The sequence below is a fragment of the Sulfitobacter sp. M39 genome (assembly GCF_021735935.1).
GTDB lineage: Bacteria > Pseudomonadota > Alphaproteobacteria > Rhodobacterales > Rhodobacteraceae > Sulfitobacter.
Window position 1 is genome coordinate 1784398 of record NZ_WMDZ01000001.1, and the last position, 22562, is coordinate 1806959.

Sequence of the window (22562 nt, forward strand, 5' to 3'; positions counted from 1 at the left end):
GAGGCATGGCGTCAAAATCGTTTTGCAATATTGCAAAGCCTTGCGCGGGCTGAAAGGGTAGTGTGGGGCGCTGCCCCCGTCCTTCGGACGTCCCCGGAGTTTACGGGCAAAATGAAGTGCGGACCGCAATGAAGTCTCAACTGGAATGAAGTTTACAAGGAAGCCTGACCGATGATGGGAAACTGGGACGATCTGCGGCTGTTCCTGGCGGTCGCGCGCGAGCAGAGCCTATCGGGCGCGGGGAAGCTGTTGCGGTTGGACCCGGCGACCTTGGGGCGACGCATGGCACGGTTGGAAAAGACCATGCAGGCGGTATTATTTGTGAAATCGCCCTCGGGCTACGCGCTGACCGAGGCAGGCGTGCAGTTGCTGGCGCGCGCCGAAGCCGCAGAGCAGGCGATGCGGCAGGCCACGGCGGATGTGGTCGTGCCATCAGACCAACTGGCAGGGCAGATCAGGATCGGGGCACCGGACGGCTGCGCCAATTATCTTTTGCCACAGGTCTGCGCCCGTTTGGTGGCGGATAATCCGGGGCTTGATATCCAGATTGTCGCCCTGCCGCGGGTGTTCAACCTGTCGCGGCGCGAGGCGGATATGGCGATCGGGGTCAGCGCGCCCACGGCGGGGCGGCTGGTTGTGCAGAAAATCGCCGACTACCAGCTGCATCTTGCCGCCGCCGATAGCTATCTTGCGGCGCGTCCCGCGATCCGGACCGTTGCAGACCTGCAGGGGCACCGGTTGGTGGGGTATATCCCCGACATGATCTTTGATCGCGAGCTTGATTATCTGGCGGAGCTTGGCATGACGCGGGTGCCTCTGGCCTCTAATTCCGTGTCCGTTCAGGTGAATATGATCCGGCAAGGGGGCGGTGTCGGGATCGTGCATGATTTCTCGCTTCCTGCGACGCCGGGGGTGACGCGCATCCTGACCGGTGACGTGCATCTGAGCCGCGCCTTTTATTTGATTCGCCACGAAGACGACCGTCGCAATCTGCGTCTGAGCCGCTTTGCGGAAGCTCTGGCGCAGGGTGTCCGCGCCGAAGTGGCGAAACTGGAGGCAATTGCTTGACACGCAACAGTATTAAAGGGAACCTGACCTATAGGTAATATTCTTGCGAAGGGGCCGACCATGCTAGTTTCCCAAATCCTGAAAACTAAAGCGGATGACAGTGTTACGACGGTAAAACCGGGCACGCGTATCTCGCAGGCGGCGGCGATGTTGTCGGAAAAGCGGATCGGGACCCTGGTTGTGTCAGCGGACGGCAAAACGCCCGATGGTATCCTGTCGGAGCGTGACATCGTGCGCACCCTTGGCCGCGAGGGCGGCGGCTGTCTGGACGACACCGTAGAGGCGCTGATGACGCGCGATCTGATCACCTGCGCCAAAGATGAAACCGCTGATGATATCCTTGCCAAGATGACCCAAGGCCGCTTTCGCCACATGCCTGTTTTGCAGGATGGGGTTCTGATAGGCCTCATCTCTTTGGGGGATGTGGTCAAGGCCCGCCTAATGGAACTTTCGATGGAGAAAGACGCCCTGGAGGGGATGATCAGGGGCCACTAGCCCACCGAAATTGGCGTTGCATCTTCGCGGTGTAAATGCTTGCTTGCACTTCGAATAACGACTTGAAATGACTGGACTCTCCCATGCGCGTAGGCCTTTACCCCGGCACCTTCGACCCTATTACTTTGGGTCACATCGACATCATCCGGCGGGCGGCGACGCTTGTTGATAAACTGGTGATCGGGGTCGCGATCAATCGGGACAAGGGGCCATTGTTCGAGCTGGAAGAACGTGTCGCCCAGATCGAAGAGGAATGCGGCAAGCTGAACCAGGAGACCGGGACAGAGATTGTGGTGCATCCCTTCGAGAACTTGCTGATCGATTGCGCCCATGATGTGGGGGCACAGATGATCATCCGCGGGCTGCGGGCCGTGGCGGATTTCGAATATGAATATCAGATGGTGGGGATGAACCGTAAGCTGGATGACAGCGTCGAGACGGTCTTCTTGATGGCAGAGGCCGAGCATCAGGCGATTGCCAGCCGTTTGGTCAAGGAAATCGCCCGGCTTGGCGGGGACGTCAGCAAATTCGTGACGCCCGCCGTCAATGCCGAGCTGTTAAAGCGTTTCTCGCAATAACGATCAGAGGGTTTTCGCAACCTCGCGCGAGGTGTCGAGCATACGGTTCGAGAACCCCCATTCGTTGTCATACCAGCCCAGAACCCGCAGCTGTGTCCCGCTTTGGACAGAGGTCTGATCAAGGGCCACGACACAGGAATGTGAATCGTGGTTCAGGTCGATCGACACCAGAGGACGTTCAACCAGTCCAAGGATGCCTTTCAGCGGGCCTTCGGCGGCCGTGCGCAGGATGGCGTTGACCTCCTCCACCGTGGCTTCTTTCGACAGTTCGACCACCAGATCGACACAGGATACATTCGGTGTGGGCACGCGGATCGCGGTGCCGCCGATCAGCCCGTCAAGCTCGGGCAGTACTTTACCCAGCGTCTTGGCCGCACCGGTGGTGGTGGGGATCATCGACAGCGCCGCGGCGCGCGCGCGGTACAGGTCGCTGTGCGCCGTGTCATGCACCGGTTGGTCGCCCGTGTAGCTGTGGATCGTGGTCATATGCCCGTGCTTGATGCCGAAGGCATCATGCAGGGTCTTGGCCAGCGGTGCCATGCAGTTGGTGGTGCAGGAGGCGTTGCTCAGCACCGTGTCTTCAGCGGTGATCAGATCGTGGTTCACACCGTAGACGATTGTTTTCATGGCGTCTTTACCGGGGGCAGAGATGACAACCCGCTTCGATCCATTCGCCAGATGCTTGGCCGCGGCCTCGTGCGTGGTGAAGATGCCGGTGCATTCCAGCACGATGTCCACATCGCCCCAAGGCAGGGCAGCGGGGTCGCGTTCTGCTGTCACGCGGATCGGGCCTTGACCCACATCCATCGTGTTGTCGCCCAGGGTGACCGGACGGCCAAAGCGCCCGTGGACCGAGTCGAATTCGAACAGATGTGCGTTGGTTTCCAGCGGGGCGAGATCGTTGATCGCCACCACCTGCAAATCATCGTCGCCACGCTCCATCAGCGCGCGCAAAACGTTACGACCGATACGGCCAAAGCCATTGATTGCCAATTTGGTAGCCATGGGGCGTCCTCCTGAATTTGATAGCGCTAACATCGACATTTATGACAAAGAGTCAACCTATGCAGGGTAATATTGCGCCGGTAGCGATCAGAGGGAAGGGGTCGACCGTCGGATCAGCGCCAGAACGCCACCCACTCGATCAGGTCGACAAATTTCTTGGTCAGGAAAATCAGATGTTCGCTGCCATAGATCAGCGCATCAATCCCTAGTGCGGTCAGCAGTACAGCAGCGAGAGAGACAGCGATGGGGGTGTCCATGGGGGCGGTGGTCCTTGCCTGCGGGTGGCCCAGATATGACAGGGCAACCCGCGCGTCGCAAGTCTTAGCCCAGTTTGCCCATAGCAACGGCAACATCGGCCATACGAACAGAGAAGGCCCATTCGTTGTCATACCACGCGAGGACACGCACCAGACGGTTGCCAACGACCTTGGTCTGGTCGGGCGCGAAGATCGACGAATGTTCGGTGTGGTTGAAATCGATCGACACTTTCTGTTCCGCGTCATAGGCAAAGACCCGCGACATCGGGCCGTTTGCAGCAACGCGCATGGCCTCGTTCACCTCTTCTACGGTGACATCACGGCTTGCCATAAAGGTCAGGTCAACCGCGCTGACGTTTGGGGTTGGAACGCGCATAGCGGTGCCATCCAGCTTGCCTTTCAGTGCGGGCAGCACTTCGCCCAAGGCTTTCGCCGCACCAGTAGAGGTCGGGATGATCGCCATAGCAGCGGCGCGCGCGCGGTAAAGGTCTTCGTGGCGGCGGTCCAGCGTCGGCTGGTCGCCGGTATAGCTGTGCACGGTGGTCATGATGCCGCTTTCGATGCCGAACGCATCATGCAGTGCCTTGGCCATCGGCGCCAGACAGTTGGTGGTGCACGACCCGTTCGATACCATCGTGTCCGAGGTCTGCAATTCGCCGTCGTTCACGCCGTAGACCACCGTGCGGTCGACGTTCTTGCCCGGTGCCGACAGCAAAACACGTTTCGCGCCCTGATCCAGATGCACCTTTGCCAGCAGCCCGTCGTTGAACTTGCCCGTGCATTCCAGCACGACGTCGCAACCATCCCAGTTCAGCTCGTTCATCTGGTAGGTCGATACGACCTCCATCTCGCCGCGCCCCAGATCCAGCGTGCCATTGCCGACTTTGACCTCGTTCGGAAAGCGCCCGTGGATGGAATCGTATTTGATCAGATGCGCCGCAGTCTCCAGCGGGCCGGTCGCGTTGATGCGCACCACCTCGATGTCATCCCGGCCCGACGCCGCGATATGAGACAGGGTGCAGCGGCCGATGCGGCCAAATCCGTTGATACCGACTTTGATGGTCATGGGGGCGTCCTTTGACAAAGATCTGGAACTTTGCCGGTTCTATATCTGGTGGTCGTGAACAGGGGAAAGGGCTAAAACCCCCTAATTTCCGTATGTTAGCGATAAATATTCGTGTTAGCGATAACCCTCAGATCGGCTTTGCCTTCTGCCTGCGCTGCGCTACCCTTACCCCAACAAATATGGAGAGACTGAATGAGCGGCCTATTAGCCCTGTTGGATGATGTAGCAGCGATTGCAAAAGTGGCCGCGGCCAGCGTGGATGATGTGTTCGGCCAGGCCGCCAAGGCCAGTGCCAAGGCCGCGGGTGCCGTCATCGACGACGCCGCCGTGACCCCGAAATACGTCAGCGGTTTCGAGGCCAACCGCGAGCTGCCAATCATCTGGCGCATCACGAAAGGATCGTTGAAGAACAAGCTGGTTTTCTTGTTGCCCGCCGGATTGCTGCTGTCGAATTTCGCGCCTTGGTTGATCGCGCCATTGTTGATGTTGGGTGGGGCCTACCTGTGTTTTGAAGGCGCTGAAAAGATTGCCCACGCGCTTGGGGTGGGGGGCAAAGGTCACGAGGATCATCCCCCCGGTGCCGATGAAAAGGTGATCAAGGACCCCGCCAAGCTGGAAGAGCAAAAGGCCAAAGGCGCGATCAAGACCGACTTTATCCTCTCGGCCGAGATCATGACCATCGTGCTGTCGAACCTTGAGGTGACGAACTTCTGGATGGAAGCAGGCGCTTTGGCCGCCGCCGCCGTGATCATCACGGTCGCGGTCTATGGCTCCGTCGCGCTGATCGTAAAGATGGATGACGTGGGGCTTTATATGGCCAAGAACGGCAATCTCGGCCTGACCCGTGGTCTGGGACGCGGGATCGTGCGCGGCATGCCGTGGTTCCTCAAGGCGCTGACCATCATCGGGACGGCGGCCATGCTCTGGGTCGGCGGATCGATCATCGTGCACGGTATGGAAGAGCTTGGCTTCGGCGCGCTTGGCCATCTGATCCACGACTACGCCGTCGCCTTCGGCCATATGGTGCCGGTCGCGTATGAAGGTGCCGCCGAATGGATCGCTAAAGCCGCGATGGACGGTGTCTTTGGTCTCGCCCTGGGGCTGGTGCTGATCCCCGTAGGCGAAAAGATCATCACCCCCCTCTGGCGCGCGGTCTTCAACGGCAAGGACGCCGGCGCACACGCGTAATCGGGGCGGATATGACGGAGAGGAAGGGGGCGCAGGTTGCGTCCCCTTTTTTTATGGCTTGCCGGGGTTAATCGTTGGCGCACCTACGAACCTTGCCTATGAAGACAATCCCTAGGTTCGAATGCGGACTGCGGATGGAAAAGCCCTTGAGGCTGTAGTGCAGTGGAACATTTGCCGCGCCTTGTCGGTTAAGCGGTAAGGCATGGGACGCCAAAACGTTCACCCCGACATGTCCATTTTTGAAACTAGGTGCTGGATGCTTGATCCGCCACTCTGATATGGAGGTCTTTTCGTGAAATTCACCCCCCTCGCATGTGCGACCATTCTGGCTTGCGCCGTAGCCCCCGTTCTAAACGCAGGGGTCGCGTTGCCCAGTGCGACAATGTCTTCCCTGACCGTGCCTATGGCGCGGGACTCCCAGATCGTGAAGATCAAAAACGACAAGGAAAAAGGCCCCAAGAAGGCGAAGAAGGAAAAGCATAAGAAGGACAAGCACGCGAAGAAAGAGAAGAAACACAAAAAGAAACACGAGAAGCAGGCCAAGAAGCTTGAAAAGCACGAAAAGGTAAAAGTGAAAGTCAAACGGTCGAAGGAGGATCGTTCGCGTATTTCAAACGAGGTTCTCGAAGTGCGCGCACCTGAAGGTCGTGACATGAGCGTGCTACTTGGTGCCGTGCCACTCGCGCTCTTGGGCTCTCAAATCGCATTTGCTGATGTTCCCGAAGAAAAACTGCTGACCTATCGCAACTGCCCACCGGGCCTTGCAAAAATGGACCCACCTTGCGTACCCCCTGGACTTGCCAAAAAAGGCGTGACCTATGAGGAATGGGTGTCATATGACGATAAGCAGCTTGACGCCATCTACCTTGATCAGCGTACGGAATTCCTCGACCGGGACATTGTCATTGGTGAAGAAAGAGTGCCGGATCGGAACGTGGTTGTCGAAGAAGATGCAAATCGTGACGTCGTCCTTGACGACGATACCCTGTTGCTCAGCTCGGAACAGATTGCATCGCTTTACGATCTTCGCCCCGCACCGGCAGGCAAGCGCTACGCGTTGATCGATGGCCAGCCTGTGTTGCTCACCCAAGAAGATTACACATCGCTACTGCGGATCAATGAATTGGCGCGGGTTGAAAACCTACCAGACGGCGTGCGCATAGCACCTACAGCGGCGTTGACGCAGAACGAATTGCGCCAAACCTACAAATTGCCACAGCTTGAGACCGGCAATAACTATGCTGTTGTGAATGGTGAACTGGTGACGTTGCAGGACAGCGCATTCGAAACATTGCAACTTATCCGGATCGCGCGCGCCATTTTTTGAGGCCACGCTGAAGTTAGACCGAGGGGCATGCGCCACGCCTCTCGCAGCTTTTGCCAGCGTCAGACGGCCCGCAACATTGTGGTACAAAAATAGAAAGGGGGAGCAAAATGCTCCCCCTTTTTGGTTGTGACTGTATCCGTTCAGATCACAGCAGCGCTCTGGCCTTGTCGGCGACGTTCTGCGGGGTGATGTCGAACTTTTCGAACAGCTCTTCCGCGGGGGCGGAGGCACCGAAGCGGTCCATGCCGACGAAATCGGCCTTGTTCCACTTGCCACGCTCACCGGTGAGCCAGCGGTCCCAGCCTTGGCGTACGGCGGCTTCGACGCCGACGCGGACGGGGCCGGCAGGCAGGACGCGGCGGCGGTAGGCTTCGTCTTGGTCGGCGAAGAGCTCCATACAGGGCATGGACACGACGCGAGTGCCGATGCCTTCGGCTTGCAGCAGGTCACGGGCTTTCAGCGCGATCTCAACTTCAGAGCCGGTGGCGATCAGGATCACCTGACGTTTGCCTTCGGCGTCTGCCAGAACATAGGCCCCCTGTTCGGTGAGGTTCTTGTTCTTGTGCTCAAGCCGCACGGTGGGCAGGCCCTGACGGGTCAGCGACAGCACGGAGGGTGTCTTTTTGCTGCTCAGCGCGATTTCCCAGGCCTCTGCGGTTTCAACCGTGTCAGCGGGGCGGAACACATAGGTGTTGGGTGTCGCGCGGCTGATGGCCAGATGCTCGACCGGTTGGTGCGTCGGGCCGTCTTCGCCCAGACCGATGCTGTCGTGGGTCATGACAAACACGCTTGGCACCTGCATCAGCGCGGCGAGGCGCATGGCGGGGCGGGCGTAGTCGGTGAAACACATGAATGTGCCGCCGTAGGGACGGATGCCGCCGTGCAGCGCCATGCCGTTCATCGCGGCGGCCATGCCGTGTTCACGGATCCCCCAGTACACATAGCGCCCACCACGGTTTTCCACGTCAAACACGCCCAGATCAGCGGTCTTTGTGTTGTTCGAACCGGTCAGGTCAGCCGAGCCGCCCACGGTTTCGGTATAGAGCGGGTTCAAAACCTCGAGCGTCTTTTCGCTGCTGGCGCGGGTGGCCAGTTTTGGTGCGTTTTCCGAGGTCTGCTTTTTGAAGGCCTTGATCGTCGCGCTCAGCTTCTTGGGGGCGTCACCGGCCAGCGCGCGGTTGAACTCTTCACGCTTTGTGCGCGACATGGCGTCGAAACGCTCTTCCCAGGCGCGGCGGTCGTCTGCGCCGCGTTTGCCAATCTCTTCCCAGGCGGATTTCACGTCGGCGGGGACTTCGAACGGACCGGTTGTCCAGCCATAGGCGGCTTTGGCGGCGGCCATCTGGTCCGCATCGGTGAGCGCGCCGTGACCTTTCGAGGTATCCTGCGCGGCGTGACCAAGCGCGATATGCGTTTTGCAAGCGATCATCGTGGGCAGGTCGGATTTGCGCGCCTCGGTCAGGGCGGCGTCGATCTCGTCGGGGTTGTGGCCGTCGATCTCGATGACGTGCCAGTCAGCCGCCTTGAACCGCGCGACCTGATCCACTTTGTCGGACAGCGAGACGGGGCCGTCGATGGTGATGTCGTTGTTGTCCCACATCACGATCAGCTTGCTCAGCTTGTGGCGACCGGCAAGGGCAATCGCCTCGTGGCTGATGCCTTCCATCAGGCAGCCGTCACCTGCGATCACATAGGTAAAGTGGTCGACGATCTTCTTGCCGTATTGCGCGCGCTGGATTTCTTCGGCCATGGCAAAACCGACGGAATTTGCGATCCCCTGACCCAGCGGGCCGGTGGTGGTTTCAATCGCATCGGCCAGGAAGTTTTCAGGGTGGCCCGCGGTGCGTGCGCCCATCTGGCGGAAGTTCTTGATCTCTTCGAGCGGGAATTGCTCGTAGCCGGTCAGGTGCAGCAGCGAATAGATCAGCATGGACCCGTGGCCCGCCGAAAGGATAAAACGGTCCCGGTCAGGCCACAGTGGGTTGGACGCGTCGAACTTCAGGTGCTTTTCGAACAAGACAGTGGCGACATCCGCCATGCCCATCGGCATGCCCGAGTGGCCGGAATTGGCGGCGGCGACAGCGTCCAGCGTCAGGGCGCGAATGGCGGTCGCTTTGGACCAATGGGCGGGATGGGCTTTGGCGAGGGCGTTCAGATCCACGGTGCAAGCTTCCTTATAAGGGGGAAAAGGGATTGCGCGGATCAATACCAGCCACCCCGCAAAGATCAAGGGCCAGAGGACACCCCGCGCAGCAGAGCTTTTCCGCCGGGCCAAGGCATTGTTCTTAAAGGGGCAGTATTCCGCCTTTGGTTTCGGTAGGATCAGCGGAAACCACGTTGACCAGCGATTCGATGGTTGGCAAACTGCATTTCACGACTGACATACGACGTTTTACGAGGAACCCTGCGATGAGCGACATAGAACACTTGCAAGGCCGTATTCTGGCGGCGCTTGAAAGGGCATCGCGCGGAGCTGACAAACTGGCCGTCGCCAAGGCAGATGTTCCCGATCTTTCGGAAGAACTGGCCCAGGAACGTGCTGTCAACGCAGAGCTTTCTGAACAGGTCACTGCCCTGAAAAAGCGGCTGGAGGATGAAACCGCGCATCTGCGGGCTGAACTGGCCACAGCACAGGCGCGCAACAACAGTGCGGCCGCGGCACAGGCCCAGACCGAAAAACTTGATCTGGAAATCCAGCGGGTGCGCCGCGCCAATGCGCAGCTGGCCGATGCCTGCGCTGCATTGCGCGAAGCCAATGCTGAAGGGGTGGGGGACGCCGATCTGATCAATGCCGCCTTACAGGCAGAGCTTGACGCGCTGCATGCCGCCCGTCGCGCCGATGTGGCAGAGGCGGACGCGATCCTCTCTGTTCTTACCCCGCTTGTTCCCACTGCCGAGGAGTCTGCCTGATGCCCGAAGTTACTATCTCTATCGGTGGTCGCCAATTCGAAGTCTCCTGCCAGGAGGGCGAGGAAGACTACCTGCACGCCGCTGCCAAGATGCTCGACGATGAAGCGCAGGTGTTGTCGGATCAGGTGGGCCGGATGCCCGAAGCGCGGATGTTGTTGATGGCGGGTCTGCTGTTGGCCGATAAAACCGCCTCCGTCGAGGATAAGATCAAGGAAGCCCGCGCCGAACTGGCAGAGCGTGACGCAGAGCTTGCAAGCCTGCGCAATGTCGTGGTGGAGCCCGAGCGGATCGAGGTGCCTGTCATCCCGCAAAGCGTCACCGACAGCCTTGCCGAAATGGCCGCCCGCGCCGAAGCCTTGGCGAGCGAGATCGAAGACAAGGCTCGAGACACGGCCCAAGATACAGCCCAGTGATCCTGCGGCACACCATCGCATTCGGGGCCGCGGCGGCGTGGTGGCTCGGGGTAGGGGGCAGCGCTTTCGCGCAGGCCATGCCGGTCACCGCCACCTATATCTGCGAGCGCGGGGTCGAGGTGCCGGTTTCCTATGCCACTCCCGAACACGGCGATGCGACGGCTGTGCTTTATGTGGAAAACCGCATGGTTACGCTGGTCCGGACCCGCGCGGCATCAGGGGCGCGCTATGCATGGCCCTCGGACGGTTCTGGCTATGTCTGGTGGAGCAAGGGGGACGCCGCGACCCTATTCTGGCATGATGCGGCGGCGGGTGAAGATGTCACGCTCTACGCGGCGTGTCAGGCACAGTAACACGATCTATGCAGGGCGTGCGCCGACATCCGTGGCGCGGTTCGGGTGCCCCTTGATCCAAGGCGCACCCGTTTCTTATCAGTCGATCGTTAGCCGTTGGCTTCGCGGATCTTGTCGGCGGCTTCTTTGTCAAAGCCGACGCCGTTTTCTTCCAGCAGCGTGTCCAGCTCGCCCGACAGCATCATTTCGGTGATGATGTCACAGCCGCCAACGAATTCGCCTTTGACATAAAGCTGCGGGATGGTGGGCCAGTCGGAGAAATCCTTGATCCCCTGACGCAGCTCTTCGTCGGCCAATACGTTCACGTCGGTGTAGTCGACATTCATATAGTTCAACACGCCAGCCACACGGGACGAGAACCCGCACTGCGGCATTGTTTTGTTGCCTTTCATGAACAGCACAACGTGGTTGGCGGTGATGGTTTCCTGAATTTGCGTTTTTGCGTCGGTCATTTCGATTTGTCCTTTGGTATAAAGCGTTTCGCGTATTCTTGAGGGTCGCGGGGGATGCGGTAGTTGGTCTGATGTCCGCCGCCGCCGCCACCCGAATGATAGGTCGCGTCAATTTCGTGATACCCCTTGCCCGGCTTTGATCCGCGTTCGGTATCGCGTGTGTGTTTCAGCGCCTGTAGGCCGCGCAGAACCGCCACGATCAGCACCAAGACGCTGAGGATCAGGACCAGGATCGGGTCCACCGGATCAATCCGGCGCTTTGGTCGTCAGCGCGAGCGCGTGCAGTTCGCCGTTCGATCCATCCATCCGGCCCTTGAGCGCGGCATAGACGGCACGTTGCTGTTGCACGCGGTTCTGACCACGGAAACTTTCGTCGATGATCATCGCGGCCATATGCACGCCGTCATTGCCTTCGACGGTGATCTTGGCGTTTGGAAAGGTCTCGCGCAGCAGGTCTTCGATTTCGCGGGCTTGCATGGGCATGTGTGGGGCGCTCCGTCTGGCATGTCATTGCCCAAGATGTAGTAGTGTGCAGGGCGGCGTGCAAGTTATCTCCCCGTTATCTGATTGAGCGGGGGCATGGGACGCCCTACATAAGAACAGTCGCCGCCGCGACAAGTTAAGGAGACCACCCGCCATGGAGATTTTCGAGAACGCACCGGAACGCGCTTATGCATGGGCGCAAGCGGGCCGCGGGGCCGCGCTGGCCACGGTGGTGGAGACATGGGGCTCTGCCCCGCGACGGGTGGGCGCGCAGCTGGCCATCGCCGCAGATGGCGAAATGCAGGGCTCTGTCTCGGGCGGTTGTGTCGAGGGGGCTGTGGTGGTCGAGGCGCTTGAGGCGATCGAGGACGGCACGCCGCGTTTGCTGGAATATGGCGTCAGCGACGGCGACGCTTTTGCCGTGGGGCTAGCCTGTGGCGGCAAGATTCGCGTGTTGGTCGAACCTGTGGGCGAAAAGGCGATGCCGTTTGACGTTCTGGGCGAGCTTGTCCGCGCCCGCGCTGCCCGCCAGCCCGTGGCCTATCAGGTGCCGCTTTCGGGCGGGGTGGGGCGCTTGGTAACGGGCGGCTTTGCAGACCGCTTCCGCATGGACCGTTCCGGCGTGGAAGAGGATGGCGAAACATTTGTCGCGATCCACAACCCGCCGCTGCGGCTGGTCATCGTCGGGGCGGTCCACATCGCGCAAGCCTTAGTACCCATGGCGCAGGTCGCGGGCTTTGACGCCGTGGTCATCGACCCGCGCGAGGCCTTTGGATCGCAAGCGCGTTTCCCCGATGCACAGGTGATCAACGATTGGCCGGACGCGGCGATGAACACCGTCGGCGTTGATACCCGCAGCGCCGTTGTGCTGCTGACCCATGACCCCAAGCTGGACGACCCCGCGCTGCATGTAGCACTCCGGTCCGACGCCTTCTATATCGGGGCGCTCGGGTCGAAACGCACCCATGCCTCCCGCGTGGCACGGCTGGAAGAGGCGGGCTTTACCGCGGCCGACATCGCGCGCATCAACGGCCCTGTCGGGCTGGACATCGGGGCCGCCGGCCCGCCCGAGATCGCGGTGTCGATCCTGTCGCAGATGATCCAAGCCCTGAGAAAACCGTGAAGTTTGGCCCCGTCGACACGGCGCAGGCCGAAGGTGCCGTGCTGGCCCATTCCATCGCACTGCCCTCGGGCCGTTTGCGCAAGGGCTTACGGCTAGAGCCCGCGCATCTGGCCGAGCTTCAGGCAGAGGGCATCGACCGCATCATCGTGGCGCAGCTCGCGCCAGGGGATGTGGATGAAAACACCGCCGCGGCACAGGTGGCGCAGGCAGTGCTGGCGGCGCATCCCCATCTGACGATGACACGCGCCTTTACCGGCCGCGTGAACCTGCTGGCCGATGGGCCGGGGGTGGCGCAGCTGGATGTGCGCGCGCTTGAAGCGTTGAACGCCGTGCACCCGATGATCACGCTGGCCACGGTCCCGCCGTTCCAGCAGATGGCAGCGGGGGGCATGGTGGCGACGATCAAGATTATCTCTTACGCCGTTGCGCAAAGCGATCTTGCCGCCGCCTGTGATGCCGGACGCGGCGCGATCCGGCTGGTGCCGCCGCAGATCAAAGACGCGACGCTGATCATCACCGAGATTGACGGCGGCGCGGGCGATAAGGGGAAAAAGGCCATCGCAGACCGGCTCTCTGCGCTGGATGTGGATTTGAAAAAAGTCGTGATGGTCCCGCATGAGGTCACCGCCCTGCGCGATGCCATTGCCGCGGCGGATACGGCGCTGACGCTGATCCTCACCGGCTCTGCCACCTCTGACATTGATGACGTGGCCCCGCAGGCCCTGCGCGCCGCAGGTGGAGAGGTCTCGCGCTTTGGCATGCCGGTTGACCCGGGCAATCTGCTGTTTCTGGGGCAGATGGGCGATACGCCGGTGATCGGCCTGCCAGGCTGCGCGCGCTCTCCTGCGTTGAATGGGGCGGATTGGGTGCTGTCGCGGGTGATCTGCGGCATCGAGGTATCCCCGCGCGATATCGCCCGCATGGGGGTGGGCGGCCTGCTGAAAGAGATCGCCACCCGCCCGCAACCAAGACGCGGCTGACCGACCCTGACGCAAGGCCCGCCGCCGCGCCGCGCCCGCGAAGTTCAACCCATGCGAAAAATTTCTGTTCTCAACGCCCCTTTGGCGTGCTTAACTCGACCCAACACATGACATAAAACGGGAGGAACATCATGACCGAGGTCAAAATGACCGTGAACGGTAAACCTGCATCTGGTGCCGTCGAAGGGCGCACGTTGCTGGCGTCATTCCTGCGCGACAACCTGAGCCTGACCGGCACGCATATCGGCTGCGACACCAGCCAGTGCGGGGCCTGCGTGGTTCATGTCAACGGCGAGGCGGTCAAGGCCTGTACCATGCTCGCGGTCGAAGCGGACGGGGCCGAGGTAAAGACGATCGAATCCATGGCCAACCCCGATGGATCGCTGACGGTGATTCAACAGGCGTTTCAGGACCACCACGGGCTGCAATGCGGCTTTTGTACACCGGGCATGATCATGTCAGCCTCGGCGCTGCTGAAAGACAACCCCAAGCCGACCGAGGCAGAGGTCCGGCACTATCTGGACGGCAACATCTGCCGCTGCACCGGTTACCATAACATCGTCAAAGCGATCATGGCCGCATCCGGCCAGGACGTCAGCGCGCTGGCTGCCGAATAACCACCGTGCGACGTGCGGCCCTGTTGGATGCAGGGTCGGGAGGACACGGCGCACCCATTCTGAAAACCGCGCTTTCCCACGCAAACGGGGAACCGCAGCAACCCATAGATTGACGACATAAGAATAAAGCCAAACGCAAAAGCCACATACGACGGTGCGGACCCGATCCGTGCCCCATAGGGAGGAATTGACCATGCCAAAGGACGGCGGAATTGGTGCCAGCAGCAAGCGGCGCGAGGATATCCGGTTTTTGACCGGTGAGGGGAATTATACCGACGATATCAACCTGCACGGACAGGCGCATGTGTTCTTTCTGCGCTCGGAAATTGCCCATGGGGTGCTGAATTCGGTCGATACATCCGCGGCAGAGGGGATGCCGGGGGTCGTGAAGATCTTTACCGGTGCCGATTTCGCCGAGGTCGGGTCGATCCCCTGCGGCTGGCAGGTCACGGACAAGCATGGCGAGCCCATGCAGGAACCGCGCCACCCCGTGCTGGCAGAGGGCAAGGTGCGACACGTAGGCGAACCCATCGCGGCCGTTGTCGCTGAAACGCTGTCGCAGGCCCGCGACGCGGCAGAGGCGATCGTCGTCGATATCACCGATCTGCCCGCCGTCGTCGATATGAAGCAGGCGGTGCAGGAAGGCGCGCCCAAGGTCCATGACGATCTGACCTCGAACCTCTGCTACGATTGGGGCTTTGTCGAAGAAAACAAAGGCGCGGTGGACAAGGCCTTCGAAGACGCGGCCCATGTCACCACGCTGGAACTGGTCAACAACCGTCTGGTCGCCAACCCGATGGAGCCGCGCGTCGCCGTCGGCGACTATGCACGCGGGACAGGCGATCATACGCTTTACACCACCAGCCAGAACCCTCATGTGATCCGCCTGCTGATGGGGGCTTTTGTTCTGGGCATCCCCGAACACAAGCTGCGCGTCGTGGCCCCCGATGTGGGCGGCGGCTTTGGCACCAAGATTTTCCACTATCAGGAAGAGGCGTTCTGCACCTTTGCCGCCAAAGCCTGTAACCGTCCGGTGAAATGGACCTCCAGCCGGTCCGAGGCCTTCATGTCCGACGCCCACGGGCGCGACCATGTAACCAAGATCCAGATGGCGCTGGACGCAGACAATAACTTTACCGCGCTGCGCACGGATACCTACGCGAATATGGGGGCTTATCTGTCGACCTTCGCGCCGTCGGTGCCCACTTGGCTGCACGGCACCTTGATGGCGGGCAACTACAAAACGCCGCTCATCTATGTGAACGTAAAGGCCGTGTTTACGAATACCGTGCCCGTCGATGCCTATCGCGGCGCGGGCAGGCCAGAGGCGACCTATCAGCTTGAACGGCTGGTGGATAAATGCGCCCATGAGCTTGGGCTCGACCCGATTGCCTTGCGGCGGCAGAATTTCATCACCGAATTCCCCTATGCCACGCCGGTCGCGGTGGAATATGACACGGGTGATTATGTGGCCACGATGGACAAGCTGGAAGAGATCGCCGATTTCGCCGGTTTCGACGCGCGTCGCAAGCAAAGCGAGGCCAAAGGCAAGCTGCGTGGGTTCGGCGTGAACTGCTATATCGAGGCGTGCGGCATCGCGCCCTCGAACCTTGTAGGGCAGCTCGGCGCGCGGGCGGGTCTGTATGAATCCGCCACCGTGCGGGTCAATGCCACGGGCGGTCTGGTCGTGATGACCGGCAGCCACAGCCACGGGCAGGGACACGAGACTGCGTTTCCTCAGGTCATCGCCGAGATGATCGGTATCCCCGAAGAGATGGTCGAGATCGTGCATGGTGACACGGCCAACACGCCGATGGGGATGGGCACCTACGGCTCGCGCTCCCTTGCGGTTGGCGGGTCTGCTATGGTCCGCGCCACAGAAAAGATCATCGCCAAGGCCACCAAGATCGCGTCGCACCTGCTGGAAGCCTCGGAAGGGGATATCGAGCTGAAAGACGGGGCCTTTACCGTGGCGGGGACGGATAAATCCGTTGCTTGGGGGGATGTGACGCTGGCCGCCTATGTGCCGCATAACTACCCGCTGGAGGATATCGAGCCCGGTCTGGAAGAGACGGCTTTCTACGATCCGTCGAACTTTACCTATCCGTCCGGTGCCTATGCCTGCGAGGTCGAGTTGGACCCCGAAACCGGCCATGTGACCATTGACCGTTTTGCGGCGGCAGATGACTTTGGCAATATCGTCAACCCGATGATCGTGAGCGGTCAGGTCCACGGCGGGATTGCACAGGGGATCGGGCAAGCGCTGATGGAGAATTGCACCTATGACAGCGACGGTCAGTTGCTCAGCGCGTCCTACATGGATTACGCGATGCCACGGGCCAGCGATCTGCCGTTCTATACCGTTGACCATTCGTGCCAGACACCCTGTACGCACAACCCCCTGGGCGTGAAAGGCTGCGGTGAGGCAGGGGCCATCGGGTCGCCGCCTGCGGTGGTGAATGCGGTATTGGACGCCATGCGATCGGGCGGTAAGGATGTCGGGCATATCGACATGCCTGTCACACCGGCGCGGGTTTGGGCGGCGATGAACGGATAAGAGGATGAGTCAAGGCGGGGGCCAGCCCCCGCGCCCCCGGAGTTTATTGGCAAAATGAAGAGAGACGTTTGGGGCCGCGGCCCGCTCTCTGACTGGAAGGACGCAAGATGTATGATTTTGATGTAGTGAAACCCGCGACAGTGGCCGAGGCGGTCTCGGCCTTGGGGCAGGACGAGGCGCAACCGCTAAGCGGCGGGCAAACGCTGATCCCCACGCTGAAGGCGCGCTTGGCGATGCCGTCGGTTCTGGTGTCGTTGAGCGGGATCGAGGACATGCGCGGTGTGCGTATGGGCGATGACGGTCGTCTGTGTATCGGTGGGGGCACCGTACATGCGACCGTCGCCAAAGAGGCAGAGGCGCATTACCCCGGGCTGGCAAGTCTGGCCGCGCGGATCGGTGATCCGGCCGTGCGCAACCGTGGCACCATCGGCGGTTCGGTCGCGAATAACGACCCCTCGGCCTGTTATCCGGCAGGGGTGCTTGCCAGCGGTGCGACGATCGTGACCAACGCGCGCGAGATCGCGGCGGATGATTTCTTTGAGGGGATGTTTGCCACCGCGTTGGACGAGGGCGAGATCGTCACCGAAGTGCGTTTCCCGATCCCCGAGAAGGCGCATTACGAAAAATTCATCCAACCTGCTTCGCGCTTCCCGCTGGTGGCCGTATTTGTGGCAAAATTCGCTGACGGTGTGCGGGTCGCGGTAACCGGGGCGTCGGAGGATGGCGTCTTCCGGTGGAGCGATGCAGAAGCCGCGCTGAGCGGGAACTTTGCCGTGGATGCCCTGTCGGGGTTGAGCCTGCCCGGTGACGGTATGATCAGCGATCTGCACGGCAGTGGTGACTACCGTGCGCATCTGGTTGCTGTGATGACAAAACGGGCAGTTGCCGCGCTTACCTAAGCGGCTCGATACTTTAATGAAAACCGCCCCTTGGGAAACCTTGGGGCGGTTTTTTGCTGTCTGGATGATTATCACTTGCGCAGGGTTGGGAACGATTTTGCAGCACCGGTGTTGTGCCGTAACGCTGCCCGAACGGCGTCCATAACCCCGTGAGGATTAGGAATGTATAAACTTTTGAAATCGACGACCTCTTTGACCATGTGTTTGGCGCTGGCTTTGCCCACAGGTGGTTTTGCCCAGACAACAGAAAGCTGCGTGGCCGAAGGGGAGCAAACCGTGTTCCCATGCGTGCTGCCTGACGGCAGTGTCGTGGCGGATGCTGATCAGATGATGACACTGCGTGCCGATGGTGATCTGGCGCAGGCCCTTGGTCTTGAGGCGGAAGCCCAGGCCGACGCGACAGCAGAGCCCGATGCAGAAGCCGCCGCTGAAACCGTAGACGCCGCGGAAGAGCAAGCTGCCGCCGCCGCCGAAGCCGAAGCCGCTGCCACCGCGCAAGCCCAAGCCGCCGCGGAAGAGCAAGCCGCTGCCGACGCAGAGGCCGCCGCCGCTGCAGCCGAAGCAGAAGCCGCTGAAGCGCAAGCTGCCGCTGATGCCGAAGCTGCCGCCGCCGCGCAGGCTGCTGAACAAGAAGCTGCCGAAGCTCAGGCCGCTGCAGATGCGCAAGCCGCAGAGGCCGAGGAAGCTGCTGCCGCCGAAGCGCAGGCCGAAGCAGAGCGTGAGGATGCCGTCGCTGCACAGATCGCCGCAGATGCTGAAGCCAAGGCTGCAGCCGAAGCCGAGGCAGAGCAAGACGCCGCTGCCGCTGCTGAAACCTCGGAAAGCCCCGAAGCGCAGCCTGCCGAGACAGAGGCAGATGCCCCTGCTGCTGAAAGCGATGCTGGCGTAGAAGCAGAGGCGCAAGCTCAGGCCGAGCCGACAGAGGCCGAAACGACCGAGGAGACGCAAGCCGAGTCCGATGTGCCGGAAGACAGTTCTTCTGACACCGAAACTCAGGCACAGGCGGAAACCCAGCAGCAAACGGAAGAGCAGATCGCCGCTGATCTGGCCGCCGAACAAGCTGCCGAGGAAGCACGTCAGGAACAGCGCGCCGCCGATGCAGCTGCTGCTGCCGAAGCCGCCGCCGCTGCTGATAGCGGTGAAGCCAAGGCCGACGTTGTGGTAGAAGAGATCACCGAAGAAGACACGCGCGCCTCGAATGAAGAATTTTCGACGGCCGTCACCGGTGACACCTCCGCTGAAGCAGAAGCTCAAACCGAAGCCAATAACGACGATGACGACGACGGGCTAAGCAAGTTTGAGAAAGCCTTGCTCGTCGGTATCGGTGCTGTGGCTGTCGGGTCGATCCTGAACAACGGCTCGAAGGTCGTGAGCAACTCGGGTGACCGTCTGGTTGTTGAAGATACGAATGGCGATCTGCGCGTGTTGAAAGACGATGACGCGCTTGTGCGTCAGGCCGGTGACGAAGTCCGCCGCGAGACGTTCAACGACGGTTCTTCGCGCACCACGGTGATCAAGCCTAACGGCAGCAAGATCGTGACCATTCTGGGTCGCGACGGCACCGTATTGCGCCGGATCAACGTCGATCCACAAGGCAATGAATATGTGCTGTTCGATGACACCCAAGCTGAAGAACGCATCGTGGTGAACGAGCTGCCTCAGGTCCGTCCGCAGGCCAATACGCTGGCCAGCCAGCAGAACGAGGAAGCGCTGCGTGCCGCGTTGCAAACGCAGCTGCGTGGGGATCAGGCCCAGCGGTATTCGTTGCGTCAGGTGCGCGACGTCCGCCAGGTCCGTGCCTTGGCCCCCGAGATCGAGCTGGACGCCGTGCGCTTTGCGACAGGGTCGGCTGCAATCCAGCCTGAGCAGGCCCGTGCACTGTCCAAGATCGGGACCGCCATCAGCAATGCCATCAAGGATGATCCGCGCACTGTGATCCTTGTGGAAGGGCACACCGATGCGGTCGGCAATGCGGGCTACAACCTTGCGCTGTCTGACCGTCGTGCCGAAACCGTTGCATTGGCCCTGACCGAGTATTTTGACGTGCCGCCAGCCAACCTGATCACCCAGGGCTACGGTGAAAGCACGCTGAAAGTACCGACCGAGACTGCCGAACCCGCCAACCGTCGTGCGGTTGTGCGCAACATCACAGGTCTGCTGCGTCAGTGACAGCGACCTTCAAGACATAGAAAAGCCCCCGCAGGAAACTGCGGGGGCTTTTTGCGTCTCGGACTGTAAGATCCGGAATTATTTGCTTGGCAGCGGCCCGATGAGCATGACCATCTGGCGGCCTTCCATCTTCGGGAAGTTTTCAACGCGGCCAACTTCTTTGGTGTCTTCGGCAACACGTTCAAGCAGCTCGCGGCCAAGGTTCTGGTGGGCCATCTCACGGCCGCGGAACCGCAGCGTGATCTTTACCTTGTCCCCATTGTCGAGGAACTTGAACACGTTACGCATCTTGACGTCATAGTCATTGGTATCGGTGTTCGGGCGGAACTTGACCTCTTTGATCTCGATGATCTTTTGCTTCTTGCGCGCTTCGGCTTCACGCTTTTGCGTCTCATACTTGAATTTGCCAAAGTCCATGATCTTGCACACGGGCGGGTTGGCATTGGGCGAAATCTCGACCAGATCAAGTCCGGCATCAACAGCCATTTCCATGGCGCGATCCGGTGTCACGACGCCGACGTTTTCCCCATCCGCACCGATCAGGCGGATTTCGTTGGCGCGGATGTTTTCGTTGATGCGCGGGCCGGTGTCTCTTTGCGGCGGCGCGTTATGCGGTCTGCGAGCGATGATGGTCGTCCTTTGATTGTTGTACTGATGTCGAGCACGGAAGGTAAACCTGCTCATGGTCTTCTTCAAGTCGCAAAATGGCGCATATACAGGGTAAAAGCGCGTATTTTTGGGGGATTTACCCAAGGGGAAGCAGCGTATCGCGCATTTGACGGTGTGTGTTGGCATATAGTATGTGCAGCAGGGGATTAACAAAGTTCAAAGGAACCACAGCATCATGAAAAACCTCATCTGGATTGTCATCGCAGGGGTGATCGCGATTGGCGCGTACATGTTGTATTCGGGCCGTTCGGTCCAGGAGATTGCGACCGATGCGTCGGATGCCGTCAATGCACCCGCGGCGCTGGAAAGTGCGACCGAAGCTGTGGGCGACGCTGTCGAGGCGACAGAGGGCGCAGTGACCGAGGCGGTAGAAGCCACCACCGAGGCCGCGAATACCGCAGCCGACGCGCTGGCGGAAGCGGCCGAGGATGCGGCCGATGCCGCGGCAGAGGCGGGCGAGGATGCGATGAACGCGGGCAAGCAGATCGCCGAGGATGCAACGCAAGCGGCGAATGATACCGCCGATGACACTGCGGTAGTGTCCACCAGTGCCGACGCCGATGCGATGGCCGCCAGCGATGCGGAAGAAAGCGATGCCGCCAGCACCACACAAGCGGGCACTGCACCCGCCGCCGATCCAGAAGCCGAGGCAGACGCCGCAGCGGTTGAAGAGGAAGAAGCCGCCGCCGTGGCCGCGACAGACGCACAGGCGAGCACAGATGCGGGGGCTGCAGCCGATACAGAAGTTCAGGCCGACGTCACCGCCGATGCCGACACGCCAGAGCAGCTGACCACCGTCGATGGCTTTGATCTGGAGAAGGTGCAAACCATGATCGACACCTCTGATCTGCCCGCCACGCAGAAAGCGCTGCTGAAGCAAGGGCTGGTCACCGCCGGTGAAAACCCCGATGCCCTGCGCGCGATCCTCGCACGGATCCGCGAGGCGCTGGCGCTTTAAGCGCGGCCCACGCAAAGCCGATCCGCCAGACATGAAAAAGCCGCGCCTCGAAAGAGAGCGCGGCTTTTGTTTTATTTGTGGTGCCCCATGCAAGGACACCGCTGCGTCGGATCAGCCGACAAAGGCTTTTTCAACGACGTAGTGTTTCGGGTCGGAGTTCGCCCCTTCCTCGAGCCCGAAACCTTCAAGCACCTCCTTGATGTCCTTGTTGAATTCAAGGCTGCCACAGACCATGCCGCGATCGGTGTCGGCGCTGATCCCGTCGATGCCGAGGTCTTTGAACACCGTGCCGTCCTGCAGCAGATTGGTGATGCGGCCCATCTTGGGGCTTTGTTCACGGGTGGTGGTGGGGTAATAGACCAGCTTGTCGCCGATCATCTCGCCGATCAGGGGATCATCGGCAAGGCTCTCGACCAGCGTGCGGCCATAGTCCAGCTCGGCCACGTCGCGGGTGGTGTGGGTCATGATGATCTGGTCGAATTTCTCGTAGGTTTCCGGTTCGCGCAGCAGCGAGGCAAAGGGCGCAAAGCCTGTGCCGGTCGCAAAAAGCCACAGACGTTTGCCGGGCAGCAGCGCGTCATGCACCAGTGTGCCGACGGGCTTGGGCCGCAGGATGATCTGGTCGCCGGGTTGGATGTGCTGCAGCTTCGAGGTCAGCGGGCCGTCCTGCACTTTGATCGAATAGAACTCCAGCTCTTCGTCCCAGGATGGCGAGGCAATGGAATAGGCGCGCAGCAGCGGCTTTTGCTTGCCGGTCTCGGGGTGCGGGTCGCCCATCAGGCCGATCATCACAAACTCGCCCGAGCGAAAGCGCAAGGACGCAGGGCGGGTCACGCGGAAGGAAAACAGCCGGTCCGTCCAGTGTTTGACAGAAGTCACGGTCTGCGCGTCAGGCAACGTGGGTACGGGTTTGGCGTCGGTTTGGGTCACTACATTCTGCTCGGTCATAATTTCATCTACGCGCGGATCGCGGCACGCAGCCTTTCTCTAGGGGA

24 protein-coding genes are annotated in these 22562 nt (G+C 60.7%); 15 read left to right on the forward strand and 9 right to left on the reverse strand.

The features are described from left to right. Window positions 1–171: 171 nt before the first annotated feature. The 3 genes from GLP43_RS08655 to coaD all read left to right on the forward strand — a co-directional run bounded on the left by GLP43_RS08655 (window position 172) and on the right by coaD (window position 2141). Complete coding sequence (locus GLP43_RS08655) at window positions 172–1068, forward strand: LysR family transcriptional regulator (RefSeq protein WP_005852976.1); 897 nt, start codon at window positions 172–174, stop codon at window positions 1066–1068. A gap of 60 nt (window positions 1069–1128) precedes the next feature. Next, the gene (locus GLP43_RS08660) at window positions 1129–1563 is read left to right on the forward strand and encodes a CBS domain-containing protein (protein WP_009826776.1); all 435 of its coding nucleotides are present in this window, start codon (window positions 1129–1131) and stop codon (window positions 1561–1563) included. Window positions 1564–1646: 83 nt separating this feature from the next. Then, a complete protein-coding gene (gene coaD / locus GLP43_RS08665; protein ID WP_009826777.1) occupies window positions 1647–2141 on the forward strand; it encodes a pantetheine-phosphate adenylyltransferase in 495 nt (164 codons plus the stop codon). Window positions 2142–2144: 3 nt separating this feature from the next. On the opposite strand, the gene gap (GLP43_RS08670) is transcribed toward coaD, so the two are convergent. The 3 genes from gap (GLP43_RS08670) to gap (GLP43_RS08680) all read right to left on the reverse strand — a co-directional run bounded on the left by gap (GLP43_RS08670) (window position 2145) and on the right by gap (GLP43_RS08680) (window position 4469). Beyond that, entirely contained in the window at window positions 2145–3146 is a 1002-nt protein-coding gene (gap, locus tag GLP43_RS08670) for a type I glyceraldehyde-3-phosphate dehydrogenase (RefSeq protein ID WP_237278993.1), read from the reverse strand. A gap of 113 nt (window positions 3147–3259) precedes the next feature. Beyond that, entirely contained in the window at window positions 3260–3403 is a 144-nt protein-coding gene (locus tag GLP43_RS08675) for a hypothetical protein (protein ID WP_005852981.1), read from the reverse strand. A 64-nt stretch (window positions 3404–3467) separates the two neighbouring features. Then, a complete protein-coding gene (gene gap / locus GLP43_RS08680; RefSeq protein WP_237278994.1) occupies window positions 3468–4469 on the reverse strand; it encodes a type I glyceraldehyde-3-phosphate dehydrogenase in 1002 nt (333 codons plus the stop codon). A gap of 192 nt (window positions 4470–4661) precedes the next feature. Between gap (GLP43_RS08680) and GLP43_RS08685 the strand changes: the two genes are divergently transcribed. After that, window positions 4662–5657, forward strand: a complete 996-nt coding sequence (locus GLP43_RS08685; RefSeq protein WP_237278995.1) for a DUF808 domain-containing protein — start codon at window positions 4662–4664, stop codon at window positions 5655–5657. A gap of 292 nt (window positions 5658–5949) precedes the next feature. Continuing rightward, window positions 5950–6984: a transketolase gene (locus tag GLP43_RS08690; protein ID WP_237278996.1), complete on the forward strand. Its 1035-nt coding sequence runs from the start codon at window positions 5950–5952 to the stop codon at window positions 6982–6984. Between the two features lie 145 nt (window positions 6985–7129). Here the strand turns inward: GLP43_RS08690 and tkt are convergent, their stop codons facing one another. Beyond that, on the reverse strand, window positions 7130–9145 hold the full coding sequence (gene tkt, locus GLP43_RS08695; protein ID WP_237278997.1) for a transketolase: 2016 nt from the start codon (window positions 9143–9145) through the stop codon (window positions 7130–7132). 248 nt (window positions 9146–9393) lie between these two features. Between tkt and GLP43_RS08700 the strand changes: the two genes are divergently transcribed. From GLP43_RS08700 to GLP43_RS08710, 3 genes are read left to right on the forward strand one after another with little or no spacing between them, the layout of a single operon-like run. Further along, a complete protein-coding gene (locus GLP43_RS08700) occupies window positions 9394–9894 on the forward strand; it encodes a hypothetical protein (protein WP_237278998.1) in 501 nt (166 codons plus the stop codon). Further along, the gene (locus GLP43_RS08705) at window positions 9894–10307 is read left to right on the forward strand and encodes a cell division protein ZapA (RefSeq protein WP_237278999.1); all 414 of its coding nucleotides are present in this window, start codon (window positions 9894–9896) and stop codon (window positions 10305–10307) included. The genes GLP43_RS08700 and GLP43_RS08705 overlap by 1 nt, the downstream gene beginning before the upstream one ends. Further along, on the forward strand, window positions 10304–10660 hold the full coding sequence (locus GLP43_RS08710) for an MliC family protein (RefSeq protein ID WP_237279000.1): 357 nt from the start codon (window positions 10304–10306) through the stop codon (window positions 10658–10660). Before GLP43_RS08705 ends, GLP43_RS08710 begins: the two co-directional genes overlap by 4 nt. A gap of 89 nt (window positions 10661–10749) precedes the next feature. On the opposite strand, the gene grxD is transcribed toward GLP43_RS08710, so the two are convergent. Genes grxD through GLP43_RS08725 form a run of 3 tightly spaced genes read right to left on the reverse strand, consistent with a single transcriptional unit; the run spans window position 10750 to window position 11595 of the window. Then, entirely contained in the window at window positions 10750–11112 is a 363-nt protein-coding gene (gene grxD, locus GLP43_RS08715; RefSeq protein WP_237279001.1) for a Grx4 family monothiol glutaredoxin, read from the reverse strand. Beyond that, window positions 11109–11354 (reverse strand): hypothetical protein, encoded by a 246-nt coding sequence (locus GLP43_RS08720; RefSeq protein WP_009826787.1) that lies wholly within the window; start codon window positions 11352–11354, stop codon window positions 11109–11111. Before GLP43_RS08720 ends, grxD begins: the two co-directional genes overlap by 4 nt. Before the next feature lie 4 nt (window positions 11355–11358). Further along, complete coding sequence (locus GLP43_RS08725; protein ID WP_074635070.1) at window positions 11359–11595, reverse strand: BolA/IbaG family iron-sulfur metabolism protein; 237 nt, start codon at window positions 11593–11595, stop codon at window positions 11359–11361. Window positions 11596–11749: 154 nt separating this feature from the next. Between GLP43_RS08725 and GLP43_RS08730 the strand changes: the two genes are divergently transcribed. The 6 genes from GLP43_RS08730 to GLP43_RS08755 all read left to right on the forward strand — a co-directional run bounded on the left by GLP43_RS08730 (window position 11750) and on the right by GLP43_RS08755 (window position 19940). Beyond that, complete coding sequence (locus GLP43_RS08730; RefSeq protein WP_237279002.1) at window positions 11750–12718, forward strand: XdhC family protein; 969 nt, start codon at window positions 11750–11752, stop codon at window positions 12716–12718. Next, complete coding sequence (locus GLP43_RS08735) at window positions 12715–13698, forward strand: molybdopterin-binding protein (protein WP_237279003.1); 984 nt, start codon at window positions 12715–12717, stop codon at window positions 13696–13698. The genes GLP43_RS08730 and GLP43_RS08735 overlap by 4 nt, the downstream gene beginning before the upstream one ends. A gap of 131 nt (window positions 13699–13829) precedes the next feature. Further along, window positions 13830–14315, forward strand: coding sequence for a (2Fe-2S)-binding protein (locus GLP43_RS08740; RefSeq protein ID WP_237279004.1), 486 nt, complete (start codon window positions 13830–13832; stop codon window positions 14313–14315). A gap of 193 nt (window positions 14316–14508) precedes the next feature. Beyond that, window positions 14509–16872: a xanthine dehydrogenase family protein molybdopterin-binding subunit gene (locus tag GLP43_RS08745; protein WP_237279005.1), complete on the forward strand. Its 2364-nt coding sequence runs from the start codon at window positions 14509–14511 to the stop codon at window positions 16870–16872. 107 nt (window positions 16873–16979) lie between these two features. Continuing rightward, window positions 16980–17771 (forward strand): FAD binding domain-containing protein, encoded by a 792-nt coding sequence (locus GLP43_RS08750; protein WP_237279006.1) that lies wholly within the window; start codon window positions 16980–16982, stop codon window positions 17769–17771. A 162-nt stretch (window positions 17772–17933) separates the two neighbouring features. Then, window positions 17934–19940 (forward strand): OmpA family protein, encoded by a 2007-nt coding sequence (locus tag GLP43_RS08755; RefSeq protein WP_237279007.1) that lies wholly within the window; start codon window positions 17934–17936, stop codon window positions 19938–19940. Window positions 19941–20018: 78 nt separating this feature from the next. Here the strand turns inward: GLP43_RS08755 and infC are convergent, their stop codons facing one another. Beyond that, on the reverse strand, window positions 20019–20624 hold the full coding sequence (gene infC / locus GLP43_RS08760; RefSeq protein WP_005853012.1) for a translation initiation factor IF-3: 606 nt from the start codon (window positions 20622–20624) through the stop codon (window positions 20019–20021). 160 nt (window positions 20625–20784) lie between these two features. Between infC and GLP43_RS08765 the strand changes: the two genes are divergently transcribed. Further along, window positions 20785–21567, forward strand: coding sequence for a hypothetical protein (locus GLP43_RS08765; RefSeq protein WP_237279008.1), 783 nt, complete (start codon window positions 20785–20787; stop codon window positions 21565–21567). Between the two features lie 111 nt (window positions 21568–21678). On the opposite strand, the gene GLP43_RS08770 is transcribed toward GLP43_RS08765, so the two are convergent. After that, complete coding sequence (locus GLP43_RS08770) at window positions 21679–22515, reverse strand: ferredoxin--NADP reductase (RefSeq protein WP_064216053.1); 837 nt, start codon at window positions 22513–22515, stop codon at window positions 21679–21681. Window positions 22516–22562 lie beyond the last annotated feature (47 nt).

Bases quoted from the DNA above. Each gene is read 5' to 3' on its own strand.
- GLP43_RS08655 (WP_005852976.1), top strand. From the start codon at position 172: ATGATGGGAAACTGGGACGATCTGCGGCTGTTCCTGGCGGTCGCGCGC.
- GLP43_RS08660 (WP_009826776.1), top strand. From the start codon at position 1,129: ATGCTAGTTTCCCAAATCCTGAAAACTAAAGCGGATGACAGTGTTACG.
- coaD (WP_009826777.1), top strand. From the start codon at position 1,647: ATGCGCGTAGGCCTTTACCCCGGCACCTTCGACCCTATTACTTTGGGT.
- gap (WP_237278993.1), bottom strand. From the start codon at position 3,146: ATGGCTACCAAATTGGCAATCAATGGCTTTGGCCGTATCGGTCGTAAC.
- GLP43_RS08675 (WP_005852981.1), bottom strand. From the start codon at position 3,403: ATGGACACCCCCATCGCTGTCTCTCTCGCTGCTGTACTGCTGACCGCA.
- gap (WP_237278994.1), bottom strand. From the start codon at position 4,469: ATGACCATCAAAGTCGGTATCAACGGATTTGGCCGCATCGGCCGCTGC.
- GLP43_RS08685 (WP_237278995.1), top strand. From the start codon at position 4,662: ATGAGCGGCCTATTAGCCCTGTTGGATGATGTAGCAGCGATTGCAAAA.
- GLP43_RS08700 (WP_237278998.1), top strand. From the start codon at position 9,394: ATGAGCGACATAGAACACTTGCAAGGCCGTATTCTGGCGGCGCTTGAA.
- GLP43_RS08705 (WP_237278999.1), top strand. From the start codon at position 9,894: ATGCCCGAAGTTACTATCTCTATCGGTGGTCGCCAATTCGAAGTCTCC.
- grxD (WP_237279001.1), bottom strand. From the start codon at position 11,112: ATGACCGACGCAAAAACGCAAATTCAGGAAACCATCACCGCCAACCAC.
- GLP43_RS08725 (WP_074635070.1), bottom strand. From the start codon at position 11,595: ATGCCCATGCAAGCCCGCGAAATCGAAGACCTGCTGCGCGAGACCTTT.
- GLP43_RS08730 (WP_237279002.1), top strand. From the start codon at position 11,750: ATGGAGATTTTCGAGAACGCACCGGAACGCGCTTATGCATGGGCGCAA.
- GLP43_RS08740 (WP_237279004.1), top strand. From the start codon at position 13,830: ATGACCGAGGTCAAAATGACCGTGAACGGTAAACCTGCATCTGGTGCC.
- GLP43_RS08745 (WP_237279005.1), top strand. From the start codon at position 14,509: ATGCCAAAGGACGGCGGAATTGGTGCCAGCAGCAAGCGGCGCGAGGAT.
- GLP43_RS08750 (WP_237279006.1), top strand. From the start codon at position 16,980: ATGTATGATTTTGATGTAGTGAAACCCGCGACAGTGGCCGAGGCGGTC.
- GLP43_RS08755 (WP_237279007.1), top strand. From the start codon at position 17,934: ATGTATAAACTTTTGAAATCGACGACCTCTTTGACCATGTGTTTGGCG.
- infC (WP_005853012.1), bottom strand. From the start codon at position 20,624: ATGAGCAGGTTTACCTTCCGTGCTCGACATCAGTACAACAATCAAAGG.
- GLP43_RS08765 (WP_237279008.1), top strand. From the start codon at position 20,785: ATGAAAAACCTCATCTGGATTGTCATCGCAGGGGTGATCGCGATTGGC.
- GLP43_RS08770 (WP_064216053.1), bottom strand. From the start codon at position 22,515: ATGACCGAGCAGAATGTAGTGACCCAAACCGACGCCAAACCCGTACCC.